Source organism: Flavobacterium sp. PS2 (assembly GCF_046250155.1).
GTDB lineage: Bacteria > Bacteroidota > Bacteroidia > Flavobacteriales > Flavobacteriaceae > Flavobacterium.
Genome location: NZ_CP176426.1, coordinates 5,099,888 through 5,124,406, shown reverse-complemented (window position 1 = coordinate 5,124,406; position 24,519 = coordinate 5,099,888). Strand labels below are relative to the sequence as shown.

The window sequence follows — 24,519 nt, the reverse complement described above, 5'->3', positions numbered from 1 at the left end:
AGTCCTTTGATACTACCTACCTATATATACTATAGGTAGAAAAACTTCCTGAGTTTAGATTCTCCTAATATTCCTCTACCCTACTTTAGAAATTCAGTACTTATTGAATTTCGCAACTATCACTTATCTCTCCATTAATACTATCCAAATTGCTTAGAATTTAGTATTCCGAAAATGCTCCTTTGTAAGCCCAAAGCTATAACTGGAATACATCAATGGATATAACATTTTAGAACAAGACACTTTTTTATCAATTACATTAAACTTATTAAATTAAGAGTAAAAAAATACTTAATATAATTTTAAAGTTAATTTATTTGGATTATTTCATATTAAAACAGAATAATATAGTATAATCATATTTTAAACTATTCAGATATCTTTGGTCTCATTATTAACAAACCCCAAAAAAAATTATGAAACCAAAATTATTATTATTTGTGGCGTTTATTTTTGTTCTTAAAATTAGTGCTCAAGGGCTACCCTGCAGAACAAAAGAAGAAAATGACAAAATTTACAAACAGAACCCCAATGCATTAAAAGAACGGCAAAACTTTGATGCGTTTACCAAAAAGTTTAGTGCAGAACGGAAATCCAAGACTTCCAAACTACTACAAACATCCTACGTAATTCCCGTTGTTTTTCATATATACGGAGATGTTCAAAGTGGAAAAACCATTACCTACGAAAAAATAGTAAATCATCTTGCTCAACTTAATGATGATTTCAATGGTCGAAATGCTGATTATGCAACAGTTGATCCATTTTTTCAACCCAGAAGAGGCTCGTTAAATATTGAGTTTAAACTTGCTAAAATTGATCCGAATGGAGGCTGTACCTCGGGAGTCGTCTTTCATTCTACCAAAAACGGGTATGGCAACGGTAGCGGATATGATGATCAGATTGCAGCCGATGCTTGGGATAATACAAAATACATGAATGTATATATCCAAAATGATCTTTACCAAGATGGAGCTCTCAATAACTCAGGAGTAGCTTGGTACCCTGACTCTGGTATGACTGCTGACAATACAGCCCGTGTAGTCTTTAATGGAGCTTATTTATATGATAACTCCTATAGTAAAGAATTTTCGGCTACACTAACACATGAATTTGGGCATTTCCTCAATCTAATACACACATTTGAGGGTGGTTGCACAGGCACAGATCAAGTAGCCGACACTCCTCTTGAAGACGGATTACATACCTTAGCCTGCACTCAAGGAACAAATTGTAACGGCGACAGAGTGAATAATGAAAATTACATGGGTTACAATGGCGCACAAGGATGTTATAAAATGTACACTCAAGGGCAAATAGATCGGATGCTCGCTGCCTTAGAACATCCCGCAAGAAAAACCCTTTGGCAAGAAAGTAATCTCATTGCAACGGGAGTTAATTATACAGGAAGCTTATTAACTGTGAATAAAAGTTCTTTTAAAGAAGCTGTAGTAAATGATGGATCTTTTGACACATCATCGATAATAACACTATCAGGAACAAAATCACTTGCAATTAGTTCTGGAACTATGCTAGCGGGAACACATTTTACTCACACATTCCCAGCAGGAATTACACCAGTACTTACTGTTAACTCCAATTCTCAAATAACAGTTACCTTAACAGGAAAAGCAACAAATCATTTATTAACTAATAATACTAAAGGAGCAATCTCATTTTTGCCAGCAGCATTTACAGGAGGCACAACAGGTTTATCTTGTACAAGTATATATTTCAATTTCAATTTTGTAAATCCCTATGGGATTTTTTTTGTTGATATGCCTGACGTAACTGTTTCATCAGCCCTAACCTGGAAATATTTTGAAATAGAAAAAGGAGATGATCCAGCTTTTGGAGGCTGGAGATTTGCTGCCAATGCGCTAAAAATTGAAACTTATGCTAAAAAATTAGTATGTCAAACCGGAACTAAAAATATTTCGCTATTAGCTCCAAATACTCAAGTAGGTCCTGCAAGCAATTTTACAGCACCAGGAGCTTATCCCAACCAATTAGATTTACGTACTGCAGCTTATACAAACTGGGATGGGAAATCTGGATATGTTGGTTTTGATTATCTTATTGATGGTTTAACTTGCTATGGATGGTTCAAAGTTACCGTTGCAGCAAATGGAGACGGTTATACAATCTCTGAATATGCTTATAATACTCAACCAGGTGCGACAATTAACACAGGAATGACGGCTAAAACTGCTGTTGTGTTATCTGCAAATACACTATATGAGGCTGATGCTAATGATGGTGGCATAACATCAAGCACTGAGATTTCACTGTCGACCAATAATGGAACTTTTACCAAAAGTACAGGAACATTTACCCCTGGAACTGATTACACTATTTCGGGAGTACCAACTGGTTTAACAGCTGTTTTAACATTACAAAGTAACTCTAAAGTAGCGCTTACTTTTACAGGGAAAGCAAATCCACATTTACCTGCCAATGATGCTGCTGTTATAGTTACATTTAAAGACGCTGCAATAACTGGCGGAATTATAACTGTGGATAATCCTGCAAAAACAATAAATATAAAATTCGATGCTCCTTATGGAATTGTTTATGTAGATAATCCTGATTTTATAGTTTCTCCTGCAATCACTTGGAAATATATAGATTTGGGTATTGGTGACAATACCGAATATGGTGCTTGGCAATTTGCTGCCAGTGCATTAAAAATTGAAACTTACGGCAAGAGATTAGTCGGAATAACTGGAACAAGAAATATTGCTAAAATTGCTGCTGGTACATCTATAGGTGCTTCAAGTACTTTTGTTACACCTGGCGCAGCATACCCTGATCAATTAGATTTACGTACAGCAACTTATACAGCTTGGGACAATCAAACTGGTTATGTAGGTTTTGAATACACTAGCAGAGGAAGAACTTGCTACGGTTGGTTCAAGGTAAAAGTTACAGCTAGCGGAGATGGATATACTATCACCGATTATGCTTACAACACTAAACCTTTTGAAGCTATAATAGCTGGAGCTACAAGCGGAACAACAGTTGCAGCGCCTACAAATTTAGTAGCAACTCCAAACTCTACTACGCTTCAAGCTGTATTAACATGGACAGATAATGCTACTAATGAAACTGCTTACTCAGTTGAAAGAGCTTCGGCTGATGGTGTTTATAGCGTTATTGCAACACTTGGAGCTAATGTTGTAACATATACAAATACTGGATTAACAGCTGGAAATACGTATACTTATAAGGTAAGAGCAAATGCTAATACTACATTTTCTGATTATTCTAATGTTGCAACGGCTGTTATAGCAGCTACTTCACCATATTGTAGTGCACAAGGAGCAAATCAATATGAATATATTAAAGATGTTGTAATAGGAAGTTATACAAATTCATCTGGTGCGAATGCTTCCGGATATGGAAACTACACTTCTCAGAATATTACATTAACTCCAAACGCAAGTACACCAGTTAGTTTAACTCCAGGTTTTTCTAGTTCTAATTATACTGAATCTTGGGGAATTTGGATAGATTACAATAAAAATAACACATTTGAAGCTTCAGAGAAAGTAATCACTGGACTTTCGTCGAATGGTACAGTTACTGGTAATTTTACGGTGCCAAATGATGCTACTGGAACAACCAGAATGCGTATTGTAATGAAATATAATTCGAACCCAACTGCTGTATGCGGAAGTATTGGCGATGGAGAAGTTGAAGATTATACGGTAACTTTTGGACCATCAAATCCAAATCCTGTAACTCTGGCAACTCCTACAAATATAACTAATTCGGGAATTTACGCTCAAGGTTTTTATGCTTCATGGACACAAGTCGCAAATGCAACAAGCTATGAAGTACAATTATACAAAGCTGCAACTGGATGGGCAACCCAAGGAACATCGACTACGTATTATTTGTGGGTTCCAAAACAAGGAACTGAAACAGCTTATAGATTTAGAGTAAGAGCAGTTAATGCGGCCGGAACAAGCGATTGGAGTAGTTATCTTGACATAACTCTTCCTCTTGCCGGAGCTGAAGCTAATGATTCACTAGCAGGAAATAAATCCTTTTCGATGTATCCAAATCCTGCTTCAGATGTAGTTAATTTCTCTTTTGAAAATGTAAATAGTGCTACTGCAATAATTACCATTTACAACAATAACGGCGTTGTAATAGATACTGTACGCAATGCATCTAGTTATACTATCAAGAATTTGCCAACAGGTATTTATCATGTTATACTTACCGATGGGGCTTATAAACAAAGTAAAAAATTATTGGTAAAATAAAATTTGCTAATACTTTATAAGTAATCATAAAACTGAAACCGCTGAAAATTATTTCTCAGCGGTTTTTTTATATGTTGTAAATATCTACAAGAAAATGAATCATAAATAATAGCAAGCCTTCCTTTTTATAGTTCCCGTCAAATTGATTGGTTTAATGATAATTCAAATCTTTTACAACTTCACCGTTTTCCATTTGCCGGTTCTAAAAACTAAAACACTGCTAGTTGCCAATACAATTTCCGAAATTAGGATGGCAATAAATATTCCTTTTGGTCCCCATTCGTAATAAGTACCCAGTAAATATGATAATGGAAGCTGGATAATGTAAAACATTAGGATATAAAGTACGGTCACCGTGTTTACACTTCCGGCTGCATTTAATGCACGAGAGATTACCATGGTATAACCGAAGAAAAAGTAAGCAATAGCCATATACTGCAAATAAGTACTTGCATAAGAAAGGATTTGCTCATCATGGGTAAAAAATCCTGCCAGAGTTTTGGCATAGATCAATAAAAAAATGGCAATTAGCCCCAGAAAACACATATTAAACGCTCCTGTTTTCCATACCGAAGCTTCTGCCCTTTCCGGCTGTCTTGCACCAAGGTTTTGACCGGTTAATACACCAGCTGCATTAGCAATTCCATAGGCAGGTAAAACACTAAACATAATAATCCGATTGGCAATTATATAGCCGGCTAGTACATTTTCACCAAGTTTGGCAACAATCACAATCATTAAAAATCTACTTGAAGAAGGCACCAGGTTCTGAATCATTCCGGCAGTTGCAAGTTTTAGGATTCGTTTCATCAGGGCTGGAACCATCAACATCTGTCGTTTTCCTATAATAATTGTGCTATTATTTTTAAACAAATACCATAACTGGTAACCAACACTAAAGACATTTGCAATCACCATAGCCACTGCAGCTCCCAATAAACCCAGTTTCGGAAATGGACCCAATCCGAAGATTAGTACCGCGCACAGCAAACCATTTAAAACATTCGAAAATGCGAGGGTTCGCATAGCCATCGAGGCATCTCCGGAACCTCTAAACACTCCGTTAATCAAAATACGCATGATCATAAAAATGAGTCCTGCAAACATAGTTTTAGAAAAAGTGTTGCCGTAGCTCACCAAATGATCTGATCCACCTGCAAAACGCATAATCTCCTGGTTAAAAATTACGGCTAAAACGCTGCATATCACAGAAAGGAAAATCCCCAAATAAATGACCTGCATTGCGGTCTGTCCTGCTCTACGAGGTTTTTGTTCTCCTACCCTTCTTGAAATCATTGCTGTTGCCGCAATACTCAAACCCATCGCTACTGACTGAATAAGAATCACTACAGAGTTAGTAATCCCTACGACTGTAATGGCATTTTCACCCAGACTGCTTACAAAAAGAAGATCGACTAAAACAAAAAGAGACTCCATACTGAGCTCTAACATGGTAGGTACAGATAATAAAAAGGTCGCCCTGTTTACATTTCCTGTGGTAAAATTCTTTTCAGTTCCTTGCAATGCAATCCTGAATAAAGTAAATATTGAACGTATTTTTACTAGCACAATTATTTGGTTTAAAAGAGAAATATTAAGATTTTTTTGGAGAATGGCAGCGGTACTAAAATACCCGGATCAATCCTCTCTGGTGGGGTGATTATCTGCCTTTATTTTTTCGTAAGTGAAGAGCTAAACAGCATCTTTATTATCACAGCTGCAGATTCTTCTTTTAAAATTTAGCTTAACTTTTGTTTCGCATGGTTTTCAGGATAATTTCAAACCTCTTTATTAAATATGCCAGGAAACTTTTTTATCTATAGCGGTTCTCCTTTTGGTTACAGAAAGTGCCGACTCCTCAGGGAAACCTATAAAAAATAGTCCTAAAGATTGCTCATTGGCCTCGAGACCAAAGGTTTTTACATACTCTATTGCAGCACCACTTGAATCCCAATAGGAACCCAACTGATAAGAAGTTGCACTAATAGCCATATTTTGCACTGCGCAGGAAACGGCAGCCAGTTCTTCCCACTCAGGAATGTTCACTTTGGTGCTTTTAGAAAGAATCACTCCGATCAGACACGCCGCTTTAAGTGGATATTTTTTAAGATAATTATACTTTGCCGCTTTTTTTTCGACATCAGTAATATCCTCATACAGATACTTGTAATAGCCTGCCATATAATTTCCATATTTTTCAAGTTGACTTCCTTCAAGCACTATAAATCTCCAGGGTTCTGTCATTTTATGAGTAGGCGCCCATGTTGCATTGATTAGAATTTCCTGCAATACTGTATCTGAAAGACTTCCTCCTACATAAGAATCAGCATAAATACTTTTTCTAAATCTAATTAGCTGAGTTGCAACTTCAGATGAAGAACTTATGATACTTGTTTCCATAAACTTTAATAAAGATTTAGTGATAATTTAGATAAAATTAAGTACGAAAAATATGCAAAATAAATTTTGTTATTTAAAATTATTATAAATAGCTTTGCTGAACTAAATTATTATTTATAATTAGAATAAATAAGAACAAAGCAAATGTATATAGTAATTCTCATAAAAACAACATAAATCTTGTTATCACATCAAAAAAAACCTATGTAATCTACTATAGAACTAGGCAGGCTAACAAAAACAAAATTTTACAATACTAAATAATTGTCCCATAATTATGAAAAATACAACCACTTACTTCCTACTCTTAACGGAAAAGATCATTATCAAAATTTTAACAGATTAAAGCAATTAAGTATACCCCTTAAAAACGCTTATCTGATAAAAGAAAACACTTTGAAAAAGTAATCATATCCATTAAACCAAAAAACCCAATGAAAGAAAAATCCCGAATCGTAAGACATGAGAATGGTCAATTAAATCCTCAACTAGTCACATCACATCTTCAACCTGAAATATGGGAAAAAGTAAACAGAATACAGCTAAGAAAAATGCTATGTGAATATTCACATGAATTATTACTTAGTCCTCAACTGCAGAGTACTAACGGAATCTGGGGGCTTTACAGCCTTAGTGCACAAGATGGAATAACAGAATATCAATTTCATGCACAAATACTTGCATTAGACCATTGGCATATTGACACAGTCTCTATTACTAAAAAAGTAAACGGAAATCCTGAACCTCTTGATGCTATCGCTTTTCTTCTTGAATTTACTGAGGAATTAGGCTTTACTGATCTAAATCTGCCTACTTACCTTGAAGAAGTAATCAGCTGTCTCTATGGTAGTGCTTATATGTACACTAATAGTGAGCTTTCAGCTAAAGATCTAACTGAAGCAAGTTACGCTGATGTAGAACATGCCATGACTGCCGGGCACCCTTGTTTTGTAGCCAATAGTGCCAGAATAGGCTTTGATGCAGTAGATTATCAGAATTATAGCCCTGAAGCAGCAACACCGCTTTCACTGGTTTGGGTAGCAGGCCATAAAAATTACACCGAATTTACGAGTATTCCTCCTCTTAGTTACCAACAAGTAATGGAGCAGGAATTAGATGCAGGCTTAAAAGCATCATTTGATTCGATTCTTACAGAAAAAGAACTTCAACCAGAAGATTATATTTATTTCCCTATTCATCCATGGCAATGGCACAATAAACTGATTTATTTATTTGCCCCGGATATTGCTGCATCAAAATTGGTTTGTTTAGGTGATAGTAAAGATTTATATATGCCCCAACAATCGGTACGCACATTTTTTAACGTAAGTGATGTTAAAAGATTTTATGTTAAATCAGCTCTTTCTATTCTTAATATGGGCTTTATGAGAGGGCTTTCGCCTTATTATATGCGAACAAACCCACCGATTAGCGAATGGGTTGCGAACCTTGTAGAAAATGATCCCTATCTTCAGAAAAAGGGTTTTACCACCTTAAAAGAAATCGCTACAGTTGGTTACACCAATGCGTACATCGAAGAAGCTATAAAAGTAGATTCTCCTTATAAAAAAATGTTGTCTACATTATGGAGAGAAAGTCCGATGGACAAAATAGCAAATGGTGAACGTCTTATGACTATGGCAGCACTGCTTCACATAGATACAAACGGAAACTCATTGCTGGCGGAATTAATTAAATCTTCCCCTTTGGATGTAAAAGGATGGCTTCAAAGCTATTTGCAATCTTACCTTAGCCCGCTTTTACATTGCTTTTATTACCATGATATGCGTTTTATGCCACACGGCGAAAATTTAATTCTGGTATTCCGTGACAATGTTCCGGTTAGGGCAATTATGAAAGACATTGGTGAAGAAGTAGCTATTGTAAATCAGGAAAAAGAATTACCAGAAACAATCAAACGAATCATTATCAATGTCCCTGAAGATCTAAAAATCCTATCAATTTTTACTCAGATATTTGATTCTTTCTTCAGATATCTAAATCATGTACTGGTAGAACATGTAAATCTGCCTGAAGAAGATTTTTGGAGTCTTGTAGCGGAATGCGTAACAGAATACCAATCAGAATATCCTGAACTGGAGGATAAATTCAGAAAGTATGATTTATTTGATTCAGAGATCATTAAAACGTGTTCAAATAGATTACAAATGCAAAACAGCACAAAAATGCTTGACGCCACCAATCCTTTCAAGAATCAACAATTTGCCGGTACTCTGAAAAATCCACTTTTCATTTATCAGACAAAATTAATCTAGCTCTTCTTTAAAACTATAATACGCTAAAACCATGAATATAGATACGCAAATCTCTCCAATACAAGCATCCAGCCATTTAGAAAAAACAGTTTGGGACAAAGTAACTCGTTTGCACCTTAGAAAAACACTTGCCGAATTTTCTCATGAACGACTTGTTATTCCGAAGCTAATCGGAAATAAAGACGGCTGGGAAATCTATCAACTGACGAGTGCAGACGAAAAAAACGTCTATCAGTTTAATGCCAAAATTTTAGCTTTAAACCATTGGTATATTGATACTCCATCCATTGAAAAATTTACTGAAGGCGAAACTGTTACACTAGACGCATTAAGTTTTATCATTGAATTTAAGGCAGAACTTGGAATTCCTGAGGAGTCGTTACCTGTTTACCTGGAAGAAGTATGCAGCACATTGGCCGGAAGTGCTTACCTTAATTATTATGGCAAACCCAATTCAAAAGAACTATTGGATGCTGGCTATCAGCAAACTGAATCTACCATGACAGGTCACCCTCGATTCATTGCTAATAATGGAAGAATCGGTTTTACTTCTAGCGATCACAGGGAATATGCTCCGGAAGCTGCCGCACCGTTTTCTTTGGTATGGCTTGCCGGTCATCGCTCGACTGCTGTGTTTACTGCCGTCCTGCCTTTAGATTATGAAAAAGTAATGCTACAGGAACTTGGTGAAGAAACGTTAAAAAACTTTAACGATCAGCTTCTTGAAAAAGCGTTAAATCCTAATGATTATTTTTATATGCCGGTGCATCCATGGCAATGGTTTAATAAATTATCCAATATATTTTCAGCCGATATTGCAACTAACAGACTGGTTTGTTTGGGATACAATGCCGATAAATACCAGCCGCAACAATCGATACGAACATTCTATAATATTACCCATCCTGAAAAATTCTATGTTAAAACGGCTTTATCTGTTCTCAACATGGGTTATGTACGTGGGCTATCTCCTAAATTTATGTTGTCTAACCCACCAATCAATGAGTGGATTTACAACCTGGTAAAGGATGATAATTACTTACAATCGAAGGGATTTATCATTCTGAGAGAAATCGCCAGTTTGAGTTTTGCTCATCAATATTATGAAACAGCAGTTCCAGGTGATACTCCTTACAAGAAAATGTTCGCCTGTTTATGGAGAGAAAGTCCAGCCGATAAGGTTTCTGAGAATCAGCGTTTAATTACAATGGCAGCATTACTTCATATTGATAATGAAGGCAAAGCTTACCTTCCTGAATTAATACAGGCATCTGGTTTAACAACTTCAAATTGGTTAAGACAGTACTTTAGCTGTTATTTGAGTCCTTTACTTCATTGCTTTTACAAATGGGACATGGTTTTTATGCCTCATGGCGAAAACTTAATCCTGATTCTGGAAGATCATAAGGTTGTTAATGCTATTATGAAAGATATTGGTGAAGAGGTTTCACTACTTAACTGTAGTTTAGAGATTCCTGAAGAAGCTTTGAGGCTTGCTGTTGACGTTCCTGACGATCGTAAAACGTTGCCTTTATTTACACAGGTATTCGATTCTATATTCCGATTTATAGCTGCAATACTTGTAGAACATGCTGATTTTCCAGAAGACGAGTTTTGGAAGCTTGTAGCAGAGTGCATCTTAGATTACCAATCTGCACATCCTGAATTCAGCGAATCTTTCCAAAAATTTGACCTGTTTGTTAATGAGTTCAGCCCTGATGCTCTAAACAAATTGCAACTGAATAATAACAGACAGTTGAGAAATCGTGCCAATCCATTTCAAAACCTTCCTTATATCGGTATTGTAAAAAATCCGGTAACACCATTTTACATTAATTAATAAATAATAATTTCGTGAATTATTTTACATCATTAAACAAGTACATACCCTCGCTGCTTATTACTGCTGCATTCTTATTATTGTCTTTACAAACTCAGGCACAACAAACCCAATCGGGTGTCATCAAAGGTCAGGTTATGACAGAAGATGGAAAGAAGGTACTGTACGGCACTGTTAACCTAAATGGAAAATACAGTGTAAAAATAGACAAGGATGGTTGGTATACGTTTGATAAGCTTACATCAAAAAAGAATACGCTTACGGTCAATATCACGGGATTAGCCCCACAAACAAAAACAGTTACCGTAGAAACAGGGGAAGAAATTTTATTGGATTTTAACCTTACCGCTAATGCCGAAATTCTTAATGAGGTTTTTATTGTAGGAAACAAATATAAAATTACTTCAAAAAAGAAAAGTGAGTATGTGTCGAGACTTCCAATTTCAAACCTTGAAAATTCACAAGTTTATAGTGTAGTTGACAAAGAACTAATCAAAGAGCAGATGGCTTTAACAGTCGAAGAATCTTTTAGAAATGTTCCGGGAGCTGCACCTGCAAAAACGGGGGCTGGAATGCCCTCTTTTTTCTCGAGAGGTTTTCAAACCAGTGAAAATTTCCGTAACGGAATGGCAACTTATCTGCGCACAGGTGTAGATCTTGCTGCTGTAGAACGTGTAGAGACCTATAAAGGTCCAAGTTCTACACTTTTCGGAGCGCAGATGACCTCATTTGGAGGAATTGTTAATTACATTACCAAAAAACCATACGATCATTTTGGAGGCGAAATTGGCTATACCATGGGAAGTTGGGACCTGAACCGTATGACATTAGATATCAATACCCCGGTTAAGGATGCCGAAGGTTTACTGGTTCGATTAAACGTGGCTCGTCAGACCGAAAATACCTTTCAGGATCAGGGTAACTCTGCTACTTTACTTATTGCACCAAGCATTACTTATCAAGTATCAGACCGCTTGAAATTTACGCTGAATGCTGATTTTCAAAGTGTACAAGGAATTGCTCCGGGCGGATGGATTACTTCTCCTACGTTGGGTCTAAGTAGCTTTAAAGATCTTAATCTAGACTACCGCATATCACTTAATGACAACTCTCTCGTAAGTAAACAGGCTTCTACCAATGTATTGCTTGATGCTGAATACAAAATTTCTGACCAATGGACCTCTCAGTCCAGATATGCTTACGGTGGTGGTACTTATGATGATCTTTATATTTTTGATTTTATCTGGCAAAATAAATCATCTGTTGATCGCGTATTAAGAGCATTTACGGATGAAAAAACAGTGCGAAAAAACTTCCAGCAAAATTTTACCGGAGATTTTAAAATCGGGAACCTCAGAAACAGACTTGTTGTAGGTTTTGATTATTTATCCAGTTACAGATCAACCCGATATGATGGATTAGGATATGGTGGTAAAGTATTTGAACCGGCAAACCTCGATAATCTAGGTGCAACGCCAGTGATTCGAATAGAGGACGTTGAATCGGTTTTAGCAAAAAGAAACACGGGACAAAACCAGACAAAAGAATCTACCTATAGTGTTTATGCCTCAGATGTTCTAAATATAACAGATCAGCTTTTAGTTATGGCTAGTTTACGTGTAGATCGTTATATTGGTGATGGAACAACAAATACAAAATCCCGCACAACTGTAGGTGACTACAATCAAACCGCACTTTCTCCTAAATTTGGTCTTGTATATCAAATTATTGAAGATAAAGTAGCGGTTTTCGGTAATTATATGAATGGATTTAAAAACATAGGTAGCAAACTTCAGCCAAATGGAGAAGTTTCTGTTTTTAAACCCCAAGAGGCTGCACAACTGGAAGGTGGTGTTAAACTTGATTTATCAGACAAAATCAATGCAACTGTAAGCTATTACCAGATTGATGTAACAAACAGTTTAAGAAATGATGTGACAACTCAGGGAACCTTCGTTGTCCAAGACGGAACACAAAAAAGTAAAGGGCTTGAAATAGAAATTATCGGAAGACCTTTTTCAGGTTTCAACTATGTAGCCAGTTATGGATATAATGATAACGAGTTTACCAAGTCAGCCGAAAATGTAATGGGCAAAAGAGCCGCTGGTACTCCAAAAAATGTGGTTAATCTTTGGGCAAGTTACACTATTGTCAATGGTAAAGCTCAGGGACTGGGATTGGGAATTGGAAATTCTTATGTTTCTGATGCTTTTATTGACAATACAAATACGTTTACTCTTTCCTCTTATAATCTTCTTGATGCTACCCTGTTTTACAACCGTCCGAAATATCGAATTGGTATTAAAGCCAATAACATTCTGGACAAACAATATTGGGTGAGCGACGGTTATTATGCACGTCCACAAAAGCCAAGTAATTTTATGATCAACTTTACTTATAAATTTTAATTAGATGGAGCATATCGATCAGCGCGCTTTCAAATCCCAAAGAATACTATTGGGAGTAGTAATGACTTTTGCGATTCTGGATCATACCCGACTGTTTTTTCATTACTGGAACACCAATCCGGCAGATTTAGATCATACCACTTTCACTTTGTTCTTTACCCGATTTATATCACATTATTTTGCTCCCGCAGTTTTCTTTATAGCTGGTATTGAATTATTTCACTGGATGGGTAAGAGAACCAAAAACCAAAATGTATGGCAGTTATTCAAACTTGGCAGTGTACTGATCCTTATTGAAATTTTCGTAAACAATTTTTTGTATACGTTTGATCCCTATTACCGTACGATTGGTGTCTTTATCATTGGTTCATTAGGTTTATGCCTGTACTGTATGGCGGGGTTACAATACTTCAACAGAAAATTGATCTTATCGATCGCTTTAACTATTATAATAGCTCATCATTTACTGGATTCTTTGCAAATGAAAGGGGATTCTATAAATGCTATCTTCTGGTATTTGTTACATCAACAAAAATTTATACCTCATGGTCAGAGTTTATATATCGTAAATTATACACTACTCCCTTGGTTTGGTGTTCTTTTACTGGGTTATTTTTTTGGATTCTTTTGTAGGTCAGAAAGTTCGCCAGTAATTCGAAAAAAAGTACTGCTGTACAGTGGTTTTACTCTTATTGGATTATTTTTCTTATTACGTGGCCTAAATGGTTACGGAGAATCTATCCCGTGGAAAGCAGGAAATTCAAACCTAATCAGCCTACTGTCGTTTTTCAATCTTACTAAATATCCAGCTTCATTGGATTTTCTGGCGATCACATTAGGTCCGATTTTCTTGTTCTTAGCTTATGCAGAAAACTGGAAAGGCAAAGTTGTCAGTTTCTTTTTTACTTTAGGACAGATTCCTTTGTTTACCTATCTGTTCAGTACCCTTATCATTCATTTAGCAGCTATGATTTGGTTATGTTTTAATGGAAAATCATTACAAACGATGGTAATAACGACTGCTTCTTATGGCAAAGATAGTCCATTACTTAATTATGGCTACTCTCTGGCTACGGTCTATATTTTGTGGATTATATTCGTTCTGATCTGTTATTTCATAATAAAAAAAATAAAACCGATGCAACAAGATTTACTATAAAAATTGTAAATAGTGCATTCAAGGAAATAAAAAATGCAGAGAACATATTGACTATGATCTCTGCATTTTTTTATTCAGGTTAAATTTACCAGGTCATAAAAAACAAAAACAAAGTACAAATTTTGATTCCTTGTTTTATTAAGTATCTAAAATAATGCACTAGAAAGTATATTTAGGAGGTTTTATAGTGAATAAATACAAATAAGAAACTTCCATTCTTAACTGCAAAAAAATAAGCGGATCCACCCCTGAACCCGCTTATCATTCTATTTAACAAAAAAAAACATTTACTTTCACCTTAATCACTTTAAATTAAAGCTACAGTACTTTTTATTGGATAATTCCAATCTATTATATCTAAACCGATTGCAAAGCTTTATAATAATCCTCACGTGTACAAAACTCAAGATGTGCTTTTTTATGAGGCAAATCAATTTCGGTCTGGAATACAAATCCAGCTTTTCTATTCAATGCATGAATTTTATGATTGCGTGCATCAGGTTCAACAACAACACGTTGATTTTTGGCATCACAAAAAATAAAATCCAGTATTACGGTAAAAATTGTCCAAGTAAACTTGTTTACGGGTATCTCTAAGGGTGCTACTAAAATATGCATCCCTTTATCCCCTTTTTCTACCTTATAATACGCTCCAATACTATCTGTTTCGGGATTGTAACATTCTAATAAAAAGGAAATGTCACCGTTAAAAATTCCCATGTAAACATCAGTTTTCTCTAGAATTTCGCGGTATGAATCGTACACTTCCTGCAAAGAAAATCCATTCATTCCCCAATAAACCGCATAATCACGATTCACCCAGTCATGAAGTAAAGGCATATCAGTTTCTAAGTCTATTGGACGCAATTCAAAAACGCCCATACCAGGAATTGTTTTGACAAAAACAATATCAGAAACAGCTTTATCTTCTATATCAATTATTTTATTATTCATCATCTCTTATCGAGTTAAACTTATTATTATTTTTAATGGGAGTCACATAATCTGATTTTGTATTTTCCTCAAAATGGTAAAACAACAACCAAGATTATCTCAGCCGATTACGGTCTTGTTATTGAATACCTTCTAGCCGTTGAACCGGAGCAGTGTTTACAGAATCTCTTCAAAAACATTTGACTCTACAACTTCAGCTACAGCAACTCCAAACTCCTGAAAAGCAATTTTTGTTTCAACTGCATAATGCTCAACACCCGTAATTTCTTTGATAATATAAGAATTTCGGTAACAAACCATTCCTAAGTCGGGTGTAACAAATCCGTGTGTGTGTAATTCCGCATTCTGAACAAAAACTTCTCCTCCATTTTTATCGATACTATAATTTCGATTGGCAGCAAAACGTCCTTTATCGTCCCATTGGATTCTGTCAGTAATTCCTTCGAGGAAAGGAGGCAATTTATAACCATAACCTGTTGCCAGAACTAATGCGTCGGTAACATGACGGTATTTTTTATCTTGTTCGACCTGATGCAATTCCAATTCAAAAGATTGTTTACTTTCGTCAAAATCTGCTTTTACACAAGCGGAATTTGTTCTTAAATTCACATCAATTTCCCCAATCACTTTTTTAGCATAAATAGTGTCAAAAATAGTTTCAATCAGGTCTTTATTAATTCCTTTGTAAAGCAATTTCTGCTCTTTTAACAGATAATCTCTCTTCTCAGCGGGAAGACTGTAAAAGTAATCCACATATTCAGGAGAGGTCATTTCTAAAGTTAGTTTGCTGTAATCCATTGGAAAGAAACGGGACGAGCGTGTAATCCAGTTCAACTGATATCCGTACACATCAATTTCCTGTAATAAATCATTAAAAACTTCGGCAGCACTTTGTCCGCTTCCCAAAACGGTAATCGACTTTTGTTTTTGTAATGCTGCTTTATTCTGCACGTAGGCAGACGAATGAATTGCTTTACCTTTAAGAGTTTGACAGGATTTAGGAATATGTGGTGCAGTTCCCGTACCTAAAATGATCTTTTTAGTCTTGTAAAAAGTAACCTTACTTGTTTTGGTGCAAACTGTACTCACAATATAAACAGACTCATTATCATCATATTCAATCATCGAAACTTCTGTATTAAAAAATACATTTGGGAGTTTCTTAATTGCCCATTGACAGTATTGGTTATATTCGTTTCTTAACAATAAAAAGTTTTCACGAATGTAGAACGAGTACATTTTGCCCTGCTCTTTTATATAATTCAAAAAACTAAACGGGCTAGTTGGATCTGCAAGTGTTACTAAATCAGCCAAAAAAGGAATCTGAAGAGTGGTGTCCTGCAATAACATTCCGGGATGCCAGTTGAAAGATTCATTTTTATCAAAGAACAAACCATCTAGATTTTCAATTGGCGCTGTAAGACATGCCAGACTCAAATTAAAAGGTCCAACACCAACAGCTATAAAGTCGTATATTTTATTTTCCATAAGGGGTATTAATTTATCAATGTATATTCCTGACCGTGAAAAACGATTAAATTTATAATTTCTTCAATATCGGCCTGAGTTGTAAGAGGGTTAAGTAGCGTGAATTTCAGAAATACTTCATTATAGACTTTTGTACTCGTTATAATGGCTTTTCCTTCATTAAAAATGGCTTTACGGATGTAACTGTTTAAGCTGCAAAAAGATCCTTCATCTGTTTTCCAAGGTTTATAGCGGAACACAATTGTGCTTATTTCAGGATTATGAATTACTTCAAAGTCATCTCTCCTTCTTAAGAAATCTGCGGTAAAGAAAGCATTATCAATCGCTTTGTCCATGTAGGTGCTTAGTCCCTTTGTTCCAATTATCCTTAGGGTAAACCATAATTTTAAGGCATCAAATCTGCGGGTGGTCTGTATTGATTTCTTCACCATGTTTGGAATTCCCTCGTCTTCCTGCTCTTTTGAGTTCAGGTAATCTGCATGGTATTTTATATAATCTACATACGATTTGTCTCTCATAAAAAAACCACTTGAACTTACTGGCTGATAAAAGGTTTTGTGATAATCTATAGTAACAGAATCTGAAAGCCCAATGCCTTCCAATTTATTGTTATGCTTCTCACTGATCAATAATCCACCGCCATAAGCCGCATCAACGTGAAACCATAATTTATTCTCTTTTGCTATTGCAGCAATTTGGGTTAAGGGATCAATTGAACCAAAATCTGTAGTGCCTGCTGTACCCACAATTGCTATTGGAATATTTCCTAAATCTTTCTGTTGCTGAATTACTTTTTTCAAAGCCAGAACATTCATTTTAAAATCAGTATCAACAGCCACAGGAACAACTGCATTTTGGCCTAATCCTAATAAACTTAAATTCTTCTTTAAGCTAAAATGACTCACTTCAGAACATAAAACTCTAAATTTTGATGCATCCGCAGGAAGCCCATCCATTTTAGGGTCCATATTGTAATTCTTTTTCACAAAATGATCTCGCGCTAAAAGTAATCCCATCAAATTCGACTGTGTACCTCCGCTTGTGAAAATTCCATCTGCTCGTTCCGGATAACCCAATTTTTCAATCGTCCAGTCTATCAGCTTCAATTCGATAAAAGTGCCTCCGGTACTTTGATCCCAGGTATCCATTGACGAGTTTAAAGAAGAGATAAACGCTTCTGCAACAAGTGTAGGTATCAAAATTGGGCAGTTTAAATGAGCTATGTACTTTGGGTCATGAAAATGAATACAATCATTCAGGTAAATGTCTTTAAGCTCGTCTAAAACATATTCTAAACTGTTTCCCTGATTCTTTTCTTCAAGTACTATTGCATCAATTTTTTCTTTAATCGAAGAAATACTTGCGCCTGTAAAAGGAGTATCTCTGCTTTCTAAATGATTTGCAATTAGTTTAATTGTTTTTTTCATACTCTTCTTGTAAAGAGAAATGGCTTTTTTATTATTAGAAAAAATGTGCTTGACATGTTTTTTTTCTAAAACCTCTTTTAATTCAATTGTGCTTATCTGTTCACGTGCTTCCATTGACTTATTTTATTTAGATTCATTCTAAAGAATAGTTTTTAACAAAAGTATATCCCATAAAAACTAAAGTCAATACTACACGAATAGTAAATAAAATTATACAAAAGAGGTAGTAGCAATACTACATATGTAGTATAAAATAGACAAAAAAAACACTATTTACCTAGTCTTTAATTATATTATTTTTCTGTCAATTGCATATAAAATAAGCTCTGGGGTGGTATGTCTGCCAGTTTTTTTCATAATATTTTTCCGATGAGTTCTAAATGTATGAATACTTATAAAAAGGTCAGAAGCAATGCTTTTCCCATCATTACCTTTAGCAATCTGCTTTAAAATTTCAGACTCTCTAAAAGTTAGTTTCTCTTTTAAATCAGATGCTGGTGAAATAAGCACATCTACAAGAAGATTTAGTATTTTCGGACACAAGTAACGTTCACCGTTTTCGATTTTATACAAAGCATCAAAAATAGTTTGCTCCTGACAGTCCTTTGAAATAAATCCATCAATATTTTCTTTCAGAAAACTGCTGATCGTTTGTTTATTCTTAAAGTATGATAAAATGATAATTTTACAATTTGGAGAATTCAGCCGTAGCTGCTTAAAGTCATCATCATAAAATAAAAAAATATTATTCGGATCGATAATTAAATACTCAACTATATTTTTCTCCAGATGAGTAATCAACTCATCTTTAGAACCTACCACGGTTAAATTTGATTTCTTCACAAACTTTTTCAAGGTCTGTTTCAATCCTATTATATGCAAGTTTTCAGAATCTGCAATCAGGAAATTTTTCATTATTTAGGTTGTTTAGATTTGGTCTAAACAAAAATAACAAATAAATATCACATTATTGTATTAATTTTTCGCACTTATACAAATACAAAGAAAGAAACTAAGTACAAAAAAGAAACCTTAATGACAAGTTTGAGGAATTGTACGCGGATAAAACAGATTCGCTAAAGCGAAAACACAATCCCGAAGCGTAATGTCATTGAGGTTAAGGAAAAAAAGAAAAAAGATTTAAGATTTTTGATTAACGATTTTTGTTTTCAGATGCCTTATAGCACGCGGATAAAACGGATTCGCTAGAGCGAAAACACAGATAAAACGGATTTCTCGATATTGCTTTTAAAAATCAGCTTTTATCTGTGTCTTTACTTTTGTAAATCCGTGTCATCGGCGTTCTATTTGTAGCCAATTCTAGAACAGACGAATTAAATTCTATCTAACTCTTTGTGTATAGTACGCAGATAAAACAGATTCGCTAAAGCGAAAACACAATCCCGAAGCGTCGGGATTGATTTCAGATGTGTTATAGTATGCAGATAAAACAGATTCGCTAAAGCGAAAACACAGATAAAACGGATTTCTCGATATTGCTTTTAAAAATCAGCTTTTATCTGCGTCTTTACTTTTGTAAATCCGCGTCATCTGCGTTCCCTTTTAGACAATCTTTGTCAAAAATACATGGCTTAAAAAACTTAACTTAATGACATTGCCCGAAGCTTCGGTTCGTATTTCTCTATATTACTAATAAAATCTGTTTTTATCTGCGTCTTTACTTTTGTAAATCCGCGTCATCCGCGTTCCCTTTTAGACAATCTTTGTAAAGTTTCTTAGAGCCTTTGTCGCTCAGAATCTTAAAAAAAAAGGTTCCTGATAAAAATACCAGGAACCTTTTTTTATATTACTTAATAGATTGTCTTAGAAACTGTAACCAACAGCTAGATTAAATCTTGATCCATTTCCTCTTGTATAATTGGCATTTGTACCATAAAATTGAGAAGTTGTAGTATAATAGTCTGTGTTAAGTAGGTTTTCAATACCTAATTTCACTCTAATTTGATCCGTTACTTTATAAGCTGTAGCCAAGTTCCATAAGTTGAATGAATGAATCGGACCTTCACCAATTGCATAAGCTCCTTTGGCATTTGGTTTAAAATAATCGCGATCTCCAACATACATCCAATATATTTCTACATTTAATCTTTCGTTTCCAAATTTTGCGTAACCAGTCATTTTAACTGGAGGTATCCTGTTTGATTTTAAATAAATATCATTCTCTCCATAAAAATGACCATCACCATCTTTATCGCCTCTACCTTGTACATAGGCGTAATTTCCTCCTATAGTAAGTTGTTTTAATACTTGATAATCTGCCTGAATCTCATAACCCCATACACGCTCTGGTAAACGTTCTGCAAGTAAGAAGCCATCAACTTGTATCAAGTTTGTTCCTAGTTTAGAAGTACTGTAATAATAAGCTGCACTTAGATTAAACTTCCCTAATTGGCTACTAAAACCACCTTCATAGTTATTAACGATAATTGGTTCAGTTTCTAATTTTGAAATAGCATCTTGTTTTGCTGCAGTAAGCACTCTACCTAAATCAAATACAGAGAAAGCTTGAGAAAAACTGATGAAAGGGTTGAAAAACTTAAACTTAGAATATCTTATACCTGTATTAAAAACAAATGCATCATAATTAAGTTCGCCACCTTTTACGGCAACACTTCCCGCACCGTTTGCTCCTGTAGCAAGAGTGTTATAATCATCAATATTTATTTTGATATTTTCGATACGCAAACCAGCTTTTACTGTCCAATCCTCAAATAATTGAGTCGATAATTGTGCGTAAGGAGCTAGATTAACCATATCAATGTTTGGAACCCATACTCTACCATCGACTAATTTTTGATTTGTTTTATCGTTTAGTAAATCAAAACCATAAGTAACATCTCCCGTAAAATTTGACGAAACTGTAAATGGTGTGTTCAAATAAACTCTTAATCCTTTTTTGGTAGATGCTGTTTGTGATTGTCCAGATCCGTAGAAAAAGGCAGAATTAGAGAAAATAGTCAAGAAATCCTGAAAATATAAATTAGCCGTTAAACTAGTATTACCAAAAATCTCTTTGTTTGAATATTGAAGATTTGCATTGTGATTGTAACGTGTACCTTCATCGGCACCAGGTCTGTTTCCTAATACACCAATTGCTGGGCTAACTCCATAAACTCCATTTTTAAGTACAAAATCAGAATCTTGATTTGAACTGAAGTAATTGTACATTAATTCAATTCTTTGCTTATCTGTAAGATCATATCCTAATTTGGTAAACAGATTATATGTTTTGGTTTCACCTAATCCATATTCTGGAGATATAACTTCTCCTTCTCCATCACGAAAAACACCAGTCTTTTCATATACACCACCTATGATATAATTGAAATTTTTAATTTTTCCATAAAACTGTTGTAAAAGTCTATATCCTACAACGCTATCCCCTTTAATGTTTCCAGTAGTACCAGCTTCACTATATCCTGCAAATTTCTTTTGTGTCTTGCCCGATTTTGTAATATAGTTAATCAAACCTCCATCGGCTCCATTACCATAAATAGCTGTTGCTCCTTTTATAACTTCAATACGTTCGATTACCGAAGGATCAATAGAGCGTAATTCTCTACCAGCCGATTTTAATGGTGTCGATTGCGGAATCCCATCGATAAGAACCAAAGGATTTCTTCCTCTAAGCGTTTGCCCGTAATTCCCAGTGTTATTAGTCGCAGAACCTAAACCTGGAACTGCAAAAGCAAGAACATTAGCAATATTTGGACTTACTATTGATAAGTTTTCGATACTCTTAGCATTAATTACCGTTACAGATGATGGCGTTTTAGATAAAGTTTCTACTTTTCTGCTAGCCGAAACAATTATTTCATCCAGCTCAGATCCATTATCTCCAAAATTTGCGCCTAATGCCTGATCTTTATTTGATACTTTTAATATTAAATTAAGTGTTGTGGTTTGATTTTTAGAGACACTAATCTCTTGTTCTATTGTTTCGTAACCTTTTAAGGATACCTGTAAAGTATAGATATTAGCGATTATTTTGTCAAATTTAAAGCTACCATCACTACCAGTCGAAGTGTTATATTTTGATGCTTTAAGGATGATACTTACTCCTGTTAAGGGTTTGCCATTTGAAGTTGTTATTTTTCCTTTAATTTTCCCTGGACTTTGTTGCGCGAAAGATGTTAAGACCGAAAATAAAAAACAAATTATAAATATAAACTGTGATATTCTTAAGTTGAGATACTTCATTAAGTTTTAAATTTGATTGGTTACCTGTTTTTAATAGTTCTAAATAAAAACAGCGCAAATGTAAATATTAATAATCCTTTAACAAAAATTATTTAGATTAATTCTATATAATTTCTGTTAAAAAATCACCTCAATTGGCTTCAATATCAAATGCCTAAATATTTATAGAATGCATTAGAAATAGTAATATTTTGAAATAATAGAAATCCTAGTAACACTCACCTATCACAGTCATTAATATCAATTTGGTTTTAAATATTCATTTTTGTAATTTCATTTTTTATAACCTTAAATTATGCATCTACAAGTATTGCATTTCTTTTTAGAAGAGAGCAAAATTTGTTATCGGAATTAATTAAATGAAAACACCTTATCAAATTTCAGATTTTATAGAACAAGCAGACGAAAATGGTTACGTAGCGCTTAAAGTTTTTTGTAATAAAGTTTTTAGACTAAATGACGATGCGATTTCTGGATTTTTTGATTCAGAATATAGATTTTATGAATCCCCTAGGTCTCAGGCGGCTCGAAAAGATATACGAAATAACATCTCTTTTATCGAGATTATTAAGAAAAGAAGAGCTACTGGAGAAACTTATACCGTAAGAAAAGTTAATGGTGGAATATATAAAGACGATTTGGAATATTTTATTGCACAAGCCAAAATTGCAATACTAGAAAATGATCAACTATTTGACAAGGTCTACGAGCAATATGCTTTACAAAGAAATGAAAAAGTAAGAATAAATCTGGAAAAATACGGATCTCAAAAAGAGGAATGATTCATTACTCCTCTATCTCTTTGCTTTTCTGCCATGGAAATTTCCCTTCGATTTCTACCTCGAGTGATAAACTCAAAAATGTTCTAATTAATACAATAACTCCTAACGAAAGGACACGATCCATTGTTGGTTCGGTTACAACTGTGCCAATAATATCTCCTGCAACAAGGATTTCTAGACCTAATAAGATTCCTTTACCAAGTTCTTGCCTTAATATTTTATAGGAACGTGGAGTTGTTCCCTGAAGTGAAAAAATGAACTTACCCATCGCTAGCACAATCCCTATAATTATGGTGATAATACCAGTTATTTCAATTCCTTTCGCTACATATTCTATGTATATTTTTACTACTTCCATTTTATCTTATTTTCAATAAATTAGCATAGACTAATGTAAGTAAATTAACCCACATTAATCTATATTAATATATCTTTTATAAAATAGGATTGGAATGAACTAGCATTGCTTTTCTAAAATAAACTTGCTCTTGATTGCTATTCTTGCTATTATCTTCTTCATAATCGAATACTTGATATTCCAGAGATTCCAATAATTCAATCAAAATAACATCATCTTTAAAAGCTTTAATCCATATTAAATCATATTTTCTTTGATTAGCAACTTTTTCAGCACGCTTGAGTAGTACCATTAAATCATCTTTTCCAAAATAAACAATATGGTCAATACCAACAGGTTTATTCGCACCAAGATTTTGATTAGATAGTCTGGATGAGTTAAGCTTCATAAAACCTAAAGGTGTTTCGTTATCATAAACCATCATTATTTCGACCGAAAAATCATTTTGTATTTTAAAGAGTTTAGGAATAGACAAGTTTTCTTCGACATACTTCTCCCCTAATGCTGTTGATTCTCCAAATAAATTGGAATAGAAATTAATTGCCTGATTTTCTATCCAACCAGCATTATCATTTATTATAACTACAAATTTTGCAACTTTTGACATAATTTATTTTTTATTTACACATTGTCAGTAAAATTATCATGGTACAAAGTTGCGTTGATTTGTTTCATCAATAAAGAGCCAAATGTCTTATATGTTGGTCATAAAGTCGTTTTTAGAGAAGCTTAACCATAAAGAAATTTACCGCAGAGAACGCAAGGGAAAAACGCAAAGTTCACAAAGTTTTTAATCTGTAGGTTAAAAAGTTTAACCATTAAGATATTAAGATTCATTAAGGATTAAGCTTAATTTTTCTTTTTTTCTTAATGGTGAAAATTATTTTTGATGGTTGTGTTAAGCTTAACTGCAGAGCACACAAAGTAGTAAT

At 34.4% G+C, this 24,519-nt stretch carries 15 protein-coding genes; 6 read left to right on the top strand and 9 right to left on the bottom strand.

Translation table 11 applies throughout. The features are described 5' to 3' along the window. Positions 1 to 416 precede the first annotated feature (416 nt). The gene (locus tag ACJ6WR_RS22085; RefSeq protein WP_409416516.1) at positions 417 to 4,274 is read left to right on the top strand and encodes a M43 family zinc metalloprotease; all 3,858 of its coding nucleotides are present in this window, start codon (positions 417 to 419) and stop codon (positions 4,272 to 4,274) included. 171 nt (positions 4,275 to 4,445) lie between these two features. Here the strand turns inward: ACJ6WR_RS22085 and ACJ6WR_RS22080 are convergent, their stop codons facing one another. Together ACJ6WR_RS22080 and ACJ6WR_RS22075 are read right to left on the bottom strand one after the other, a co-directional pair. Beyond that, complete coding sequence (locus tag ACJ6WR_RS22080; protein ID WP_409416515.1) at positions 4,446 to 5,843, bottom strand: MATE family efflux transporter; 1,398 nt, start codon at positions 5,841 to 5,843, stop codon at positions 4,446 to 4,448. A gap of 222 nt (positions 5,844 to 6,065) precedes the next feature. After that, the gene (locus ACJ6WR_RS22075; protein ID WP_039114671.1) at positions 6,066 to 6,674 is read right to left on the bottom strand and encodes a nitroreductase; all 609 of its coding nucleotides are present in this window, start codon (positions 6,672 to 6,674) and stop codon (positions 6,066 to 6,068) included. A 434-nt stretch (positions 6,675 to 7,108) separates the two neighbouring features. Here ACJ6WR_RS22075 and ACJ6WR_RS22070 point away from each other — a divergent pair, with 434 nt between their 5' ends. From ACJ6WR_RS22070 to ACJ6WR_RS22055, 4 genes are read left to right on the top strand one after another with little or no spacing between them, the layout of a single operon-like run. Further along, on the top strand, positions 7,109 to 8,950 hold the full coding sequence (locus ACJ6WR_RS22070) for an IucA/IucC family protein (RefSeq protein WP_409416514.1): 1,842 nt from the start codon (positions 7,109 to 7,111) through the stop codon (positions 8,948 to 8,950). 31 nt (positions 8,951 to 8,981) lie between these two features. Further along, the gene (locus ACJ6WR_RS22065) at positions 8,982 to 10,790 is read left to right on the top strand and encodes an IucA/IucC family protein (RefSeq protein ID WP_409416513.1); all 1,809 of its coding nucleotides are present in this window, start codon (positions 8,982 to 8,984) and stop codon (positions 10,788 to 10,790) included. 14 nt (positions 10,791 to 10,804) lie between these two features. Next, entirely contained in the window at positions 10,805 to 13,198 is a 2,394-nt protein-coding gene (locus ACJ6WR_RS22060; protein ID WP_409416512.1) for a TonB-dependent siderophore receptor, read from the top strand. A 4-nt stretch (positions 13,199 to 13,202) separates the two neighbouring features. Further along, entirely contained in the window at positions 13,203 to 14,357 is a 1,155-nt protein-coding gene (locus tag ACJ6WR_RS22055; RefSeq protein WP_409416511.1) for a DUF1624 domain-containing protein, read from the top strand. A gap of 357 nt (positions 14,358 to 14,714) precedes the next feature. Here ACJ6WR_RS22055 and ACJ6WR_RS22050 read toward each other — a convergent pair whose 3' ends face one another. From ACJ6WR_RS22050 to ACJ6WR_RS22030, 5 genes are all read right to left on the bottom strand, one after another. Continuing rightward, positions 14,715 to 15,314: a GNAT family N-acetyltransferase gene (locus ACJ6WR_RS22050; RefSeq protein WP_409416510.1), complete on the bottom strand. Its 600-nt coding sequence runs from the start codon at positions 15,312 to 15,314 to the stop codon at positions 14,715 to 14,717. A 153-nt stretch (positions 15,315 to 15,467) separates the two neighbouring features. Beyond that, the gene (locus ACJ6WR_RS22045; protein WP_409416509.1) at positions 15,468 to 16,799 is read right to left on the bottom strand and encodes a lysine N(6)-hydroxylase/L-ornithine N(5)-oxygenase family protein; all 1,332 of its coding nucleotides are present in this window, start codon (positions 16,797 to 16,799) and stop codon (positions 15,468 to 15,470) included. An 8-nt stretch (positions 16,800 to 16,807) separates the two neighbouring features. Further along, entirely contained in the window at positions 16,808 to 18,226 is a 1,419-nt protein-coding gene (locus ACJ6WR_RS22040) for a pyridoxal phosphate-dependent decarboxylase family protein (RefSeq protein WP_409416508.1), read from the bottom strand. Positions 18,227 to 18,514: 288 nt separating this feature from the next. Beyond that, on the bottom strand, positions 18,515 to 19,141 hold the full coding sequence (locus ACJ6WR_RS22035; RefSeq protein WP_039114676.1) for a response regulator transcription factor: 627 nt from the start codon (positions 19,139 to 19,141) through the stop codon (positions 18,515 to 18,517). 909 nt (positions 19,142 to 20,050) lie between these two features. Beyond that, a complete protein-coding gene (locus ACJ6WR_RS22030; RefSeq protein ID WP_409416507.1) occupies positions 20,051 to 22,447 on the bottom strand; it encodes a TonB-dependent receptor in 2,397 nt (798 codons plus the stop codon). A 359-nt stretch (positions 22,448 to 22,806) separates the two neighbouring features. Between ACJ6WR_RS22030 and ACJ6WR_RS22025 the strand changes: the two genes are divergently transcribed. Continuing rightward, entirely contained in the window at positions 22,807 to 23,229 is a 423-nt protein-coding gene (locus ACJ6WR_RS22025; RefSeq protein ID WP_086894794.1) for a hypothetical protein, read from the top strand. Between the two features lie 4 nt (positions 23,230 to 23,233). Here the strand turns inward: ACJ6WR_RS22025 and ACJ6WR_RS22020 are convergent, their stop codons facing one another. Then, a complete protein-coding gene (locus ACJ6WR_RS22020; RefSeq protein ID WP_039118854.1) occupies positions 23,234 to 23,587 on the bottom strand; it encodes a DUF1622 domain-containing protein in 354 nt (117 codons plus the stop codon). Between the two features lie 76 nt (positions 23,588 to 23,663). After that, positions 23,664 to 24,194, bottom strand: coding sequence for a hypothetical protein (locus ACJ6WR_RS22015; protein WP_039114684.1), 531 nt, complete (start codon positions 24,192 to 24,194; stop codon positions 23,664 to 23,666). Between the last annotated feature and the right edge of the window lie 325 nt (positions 24,195 to 24,519).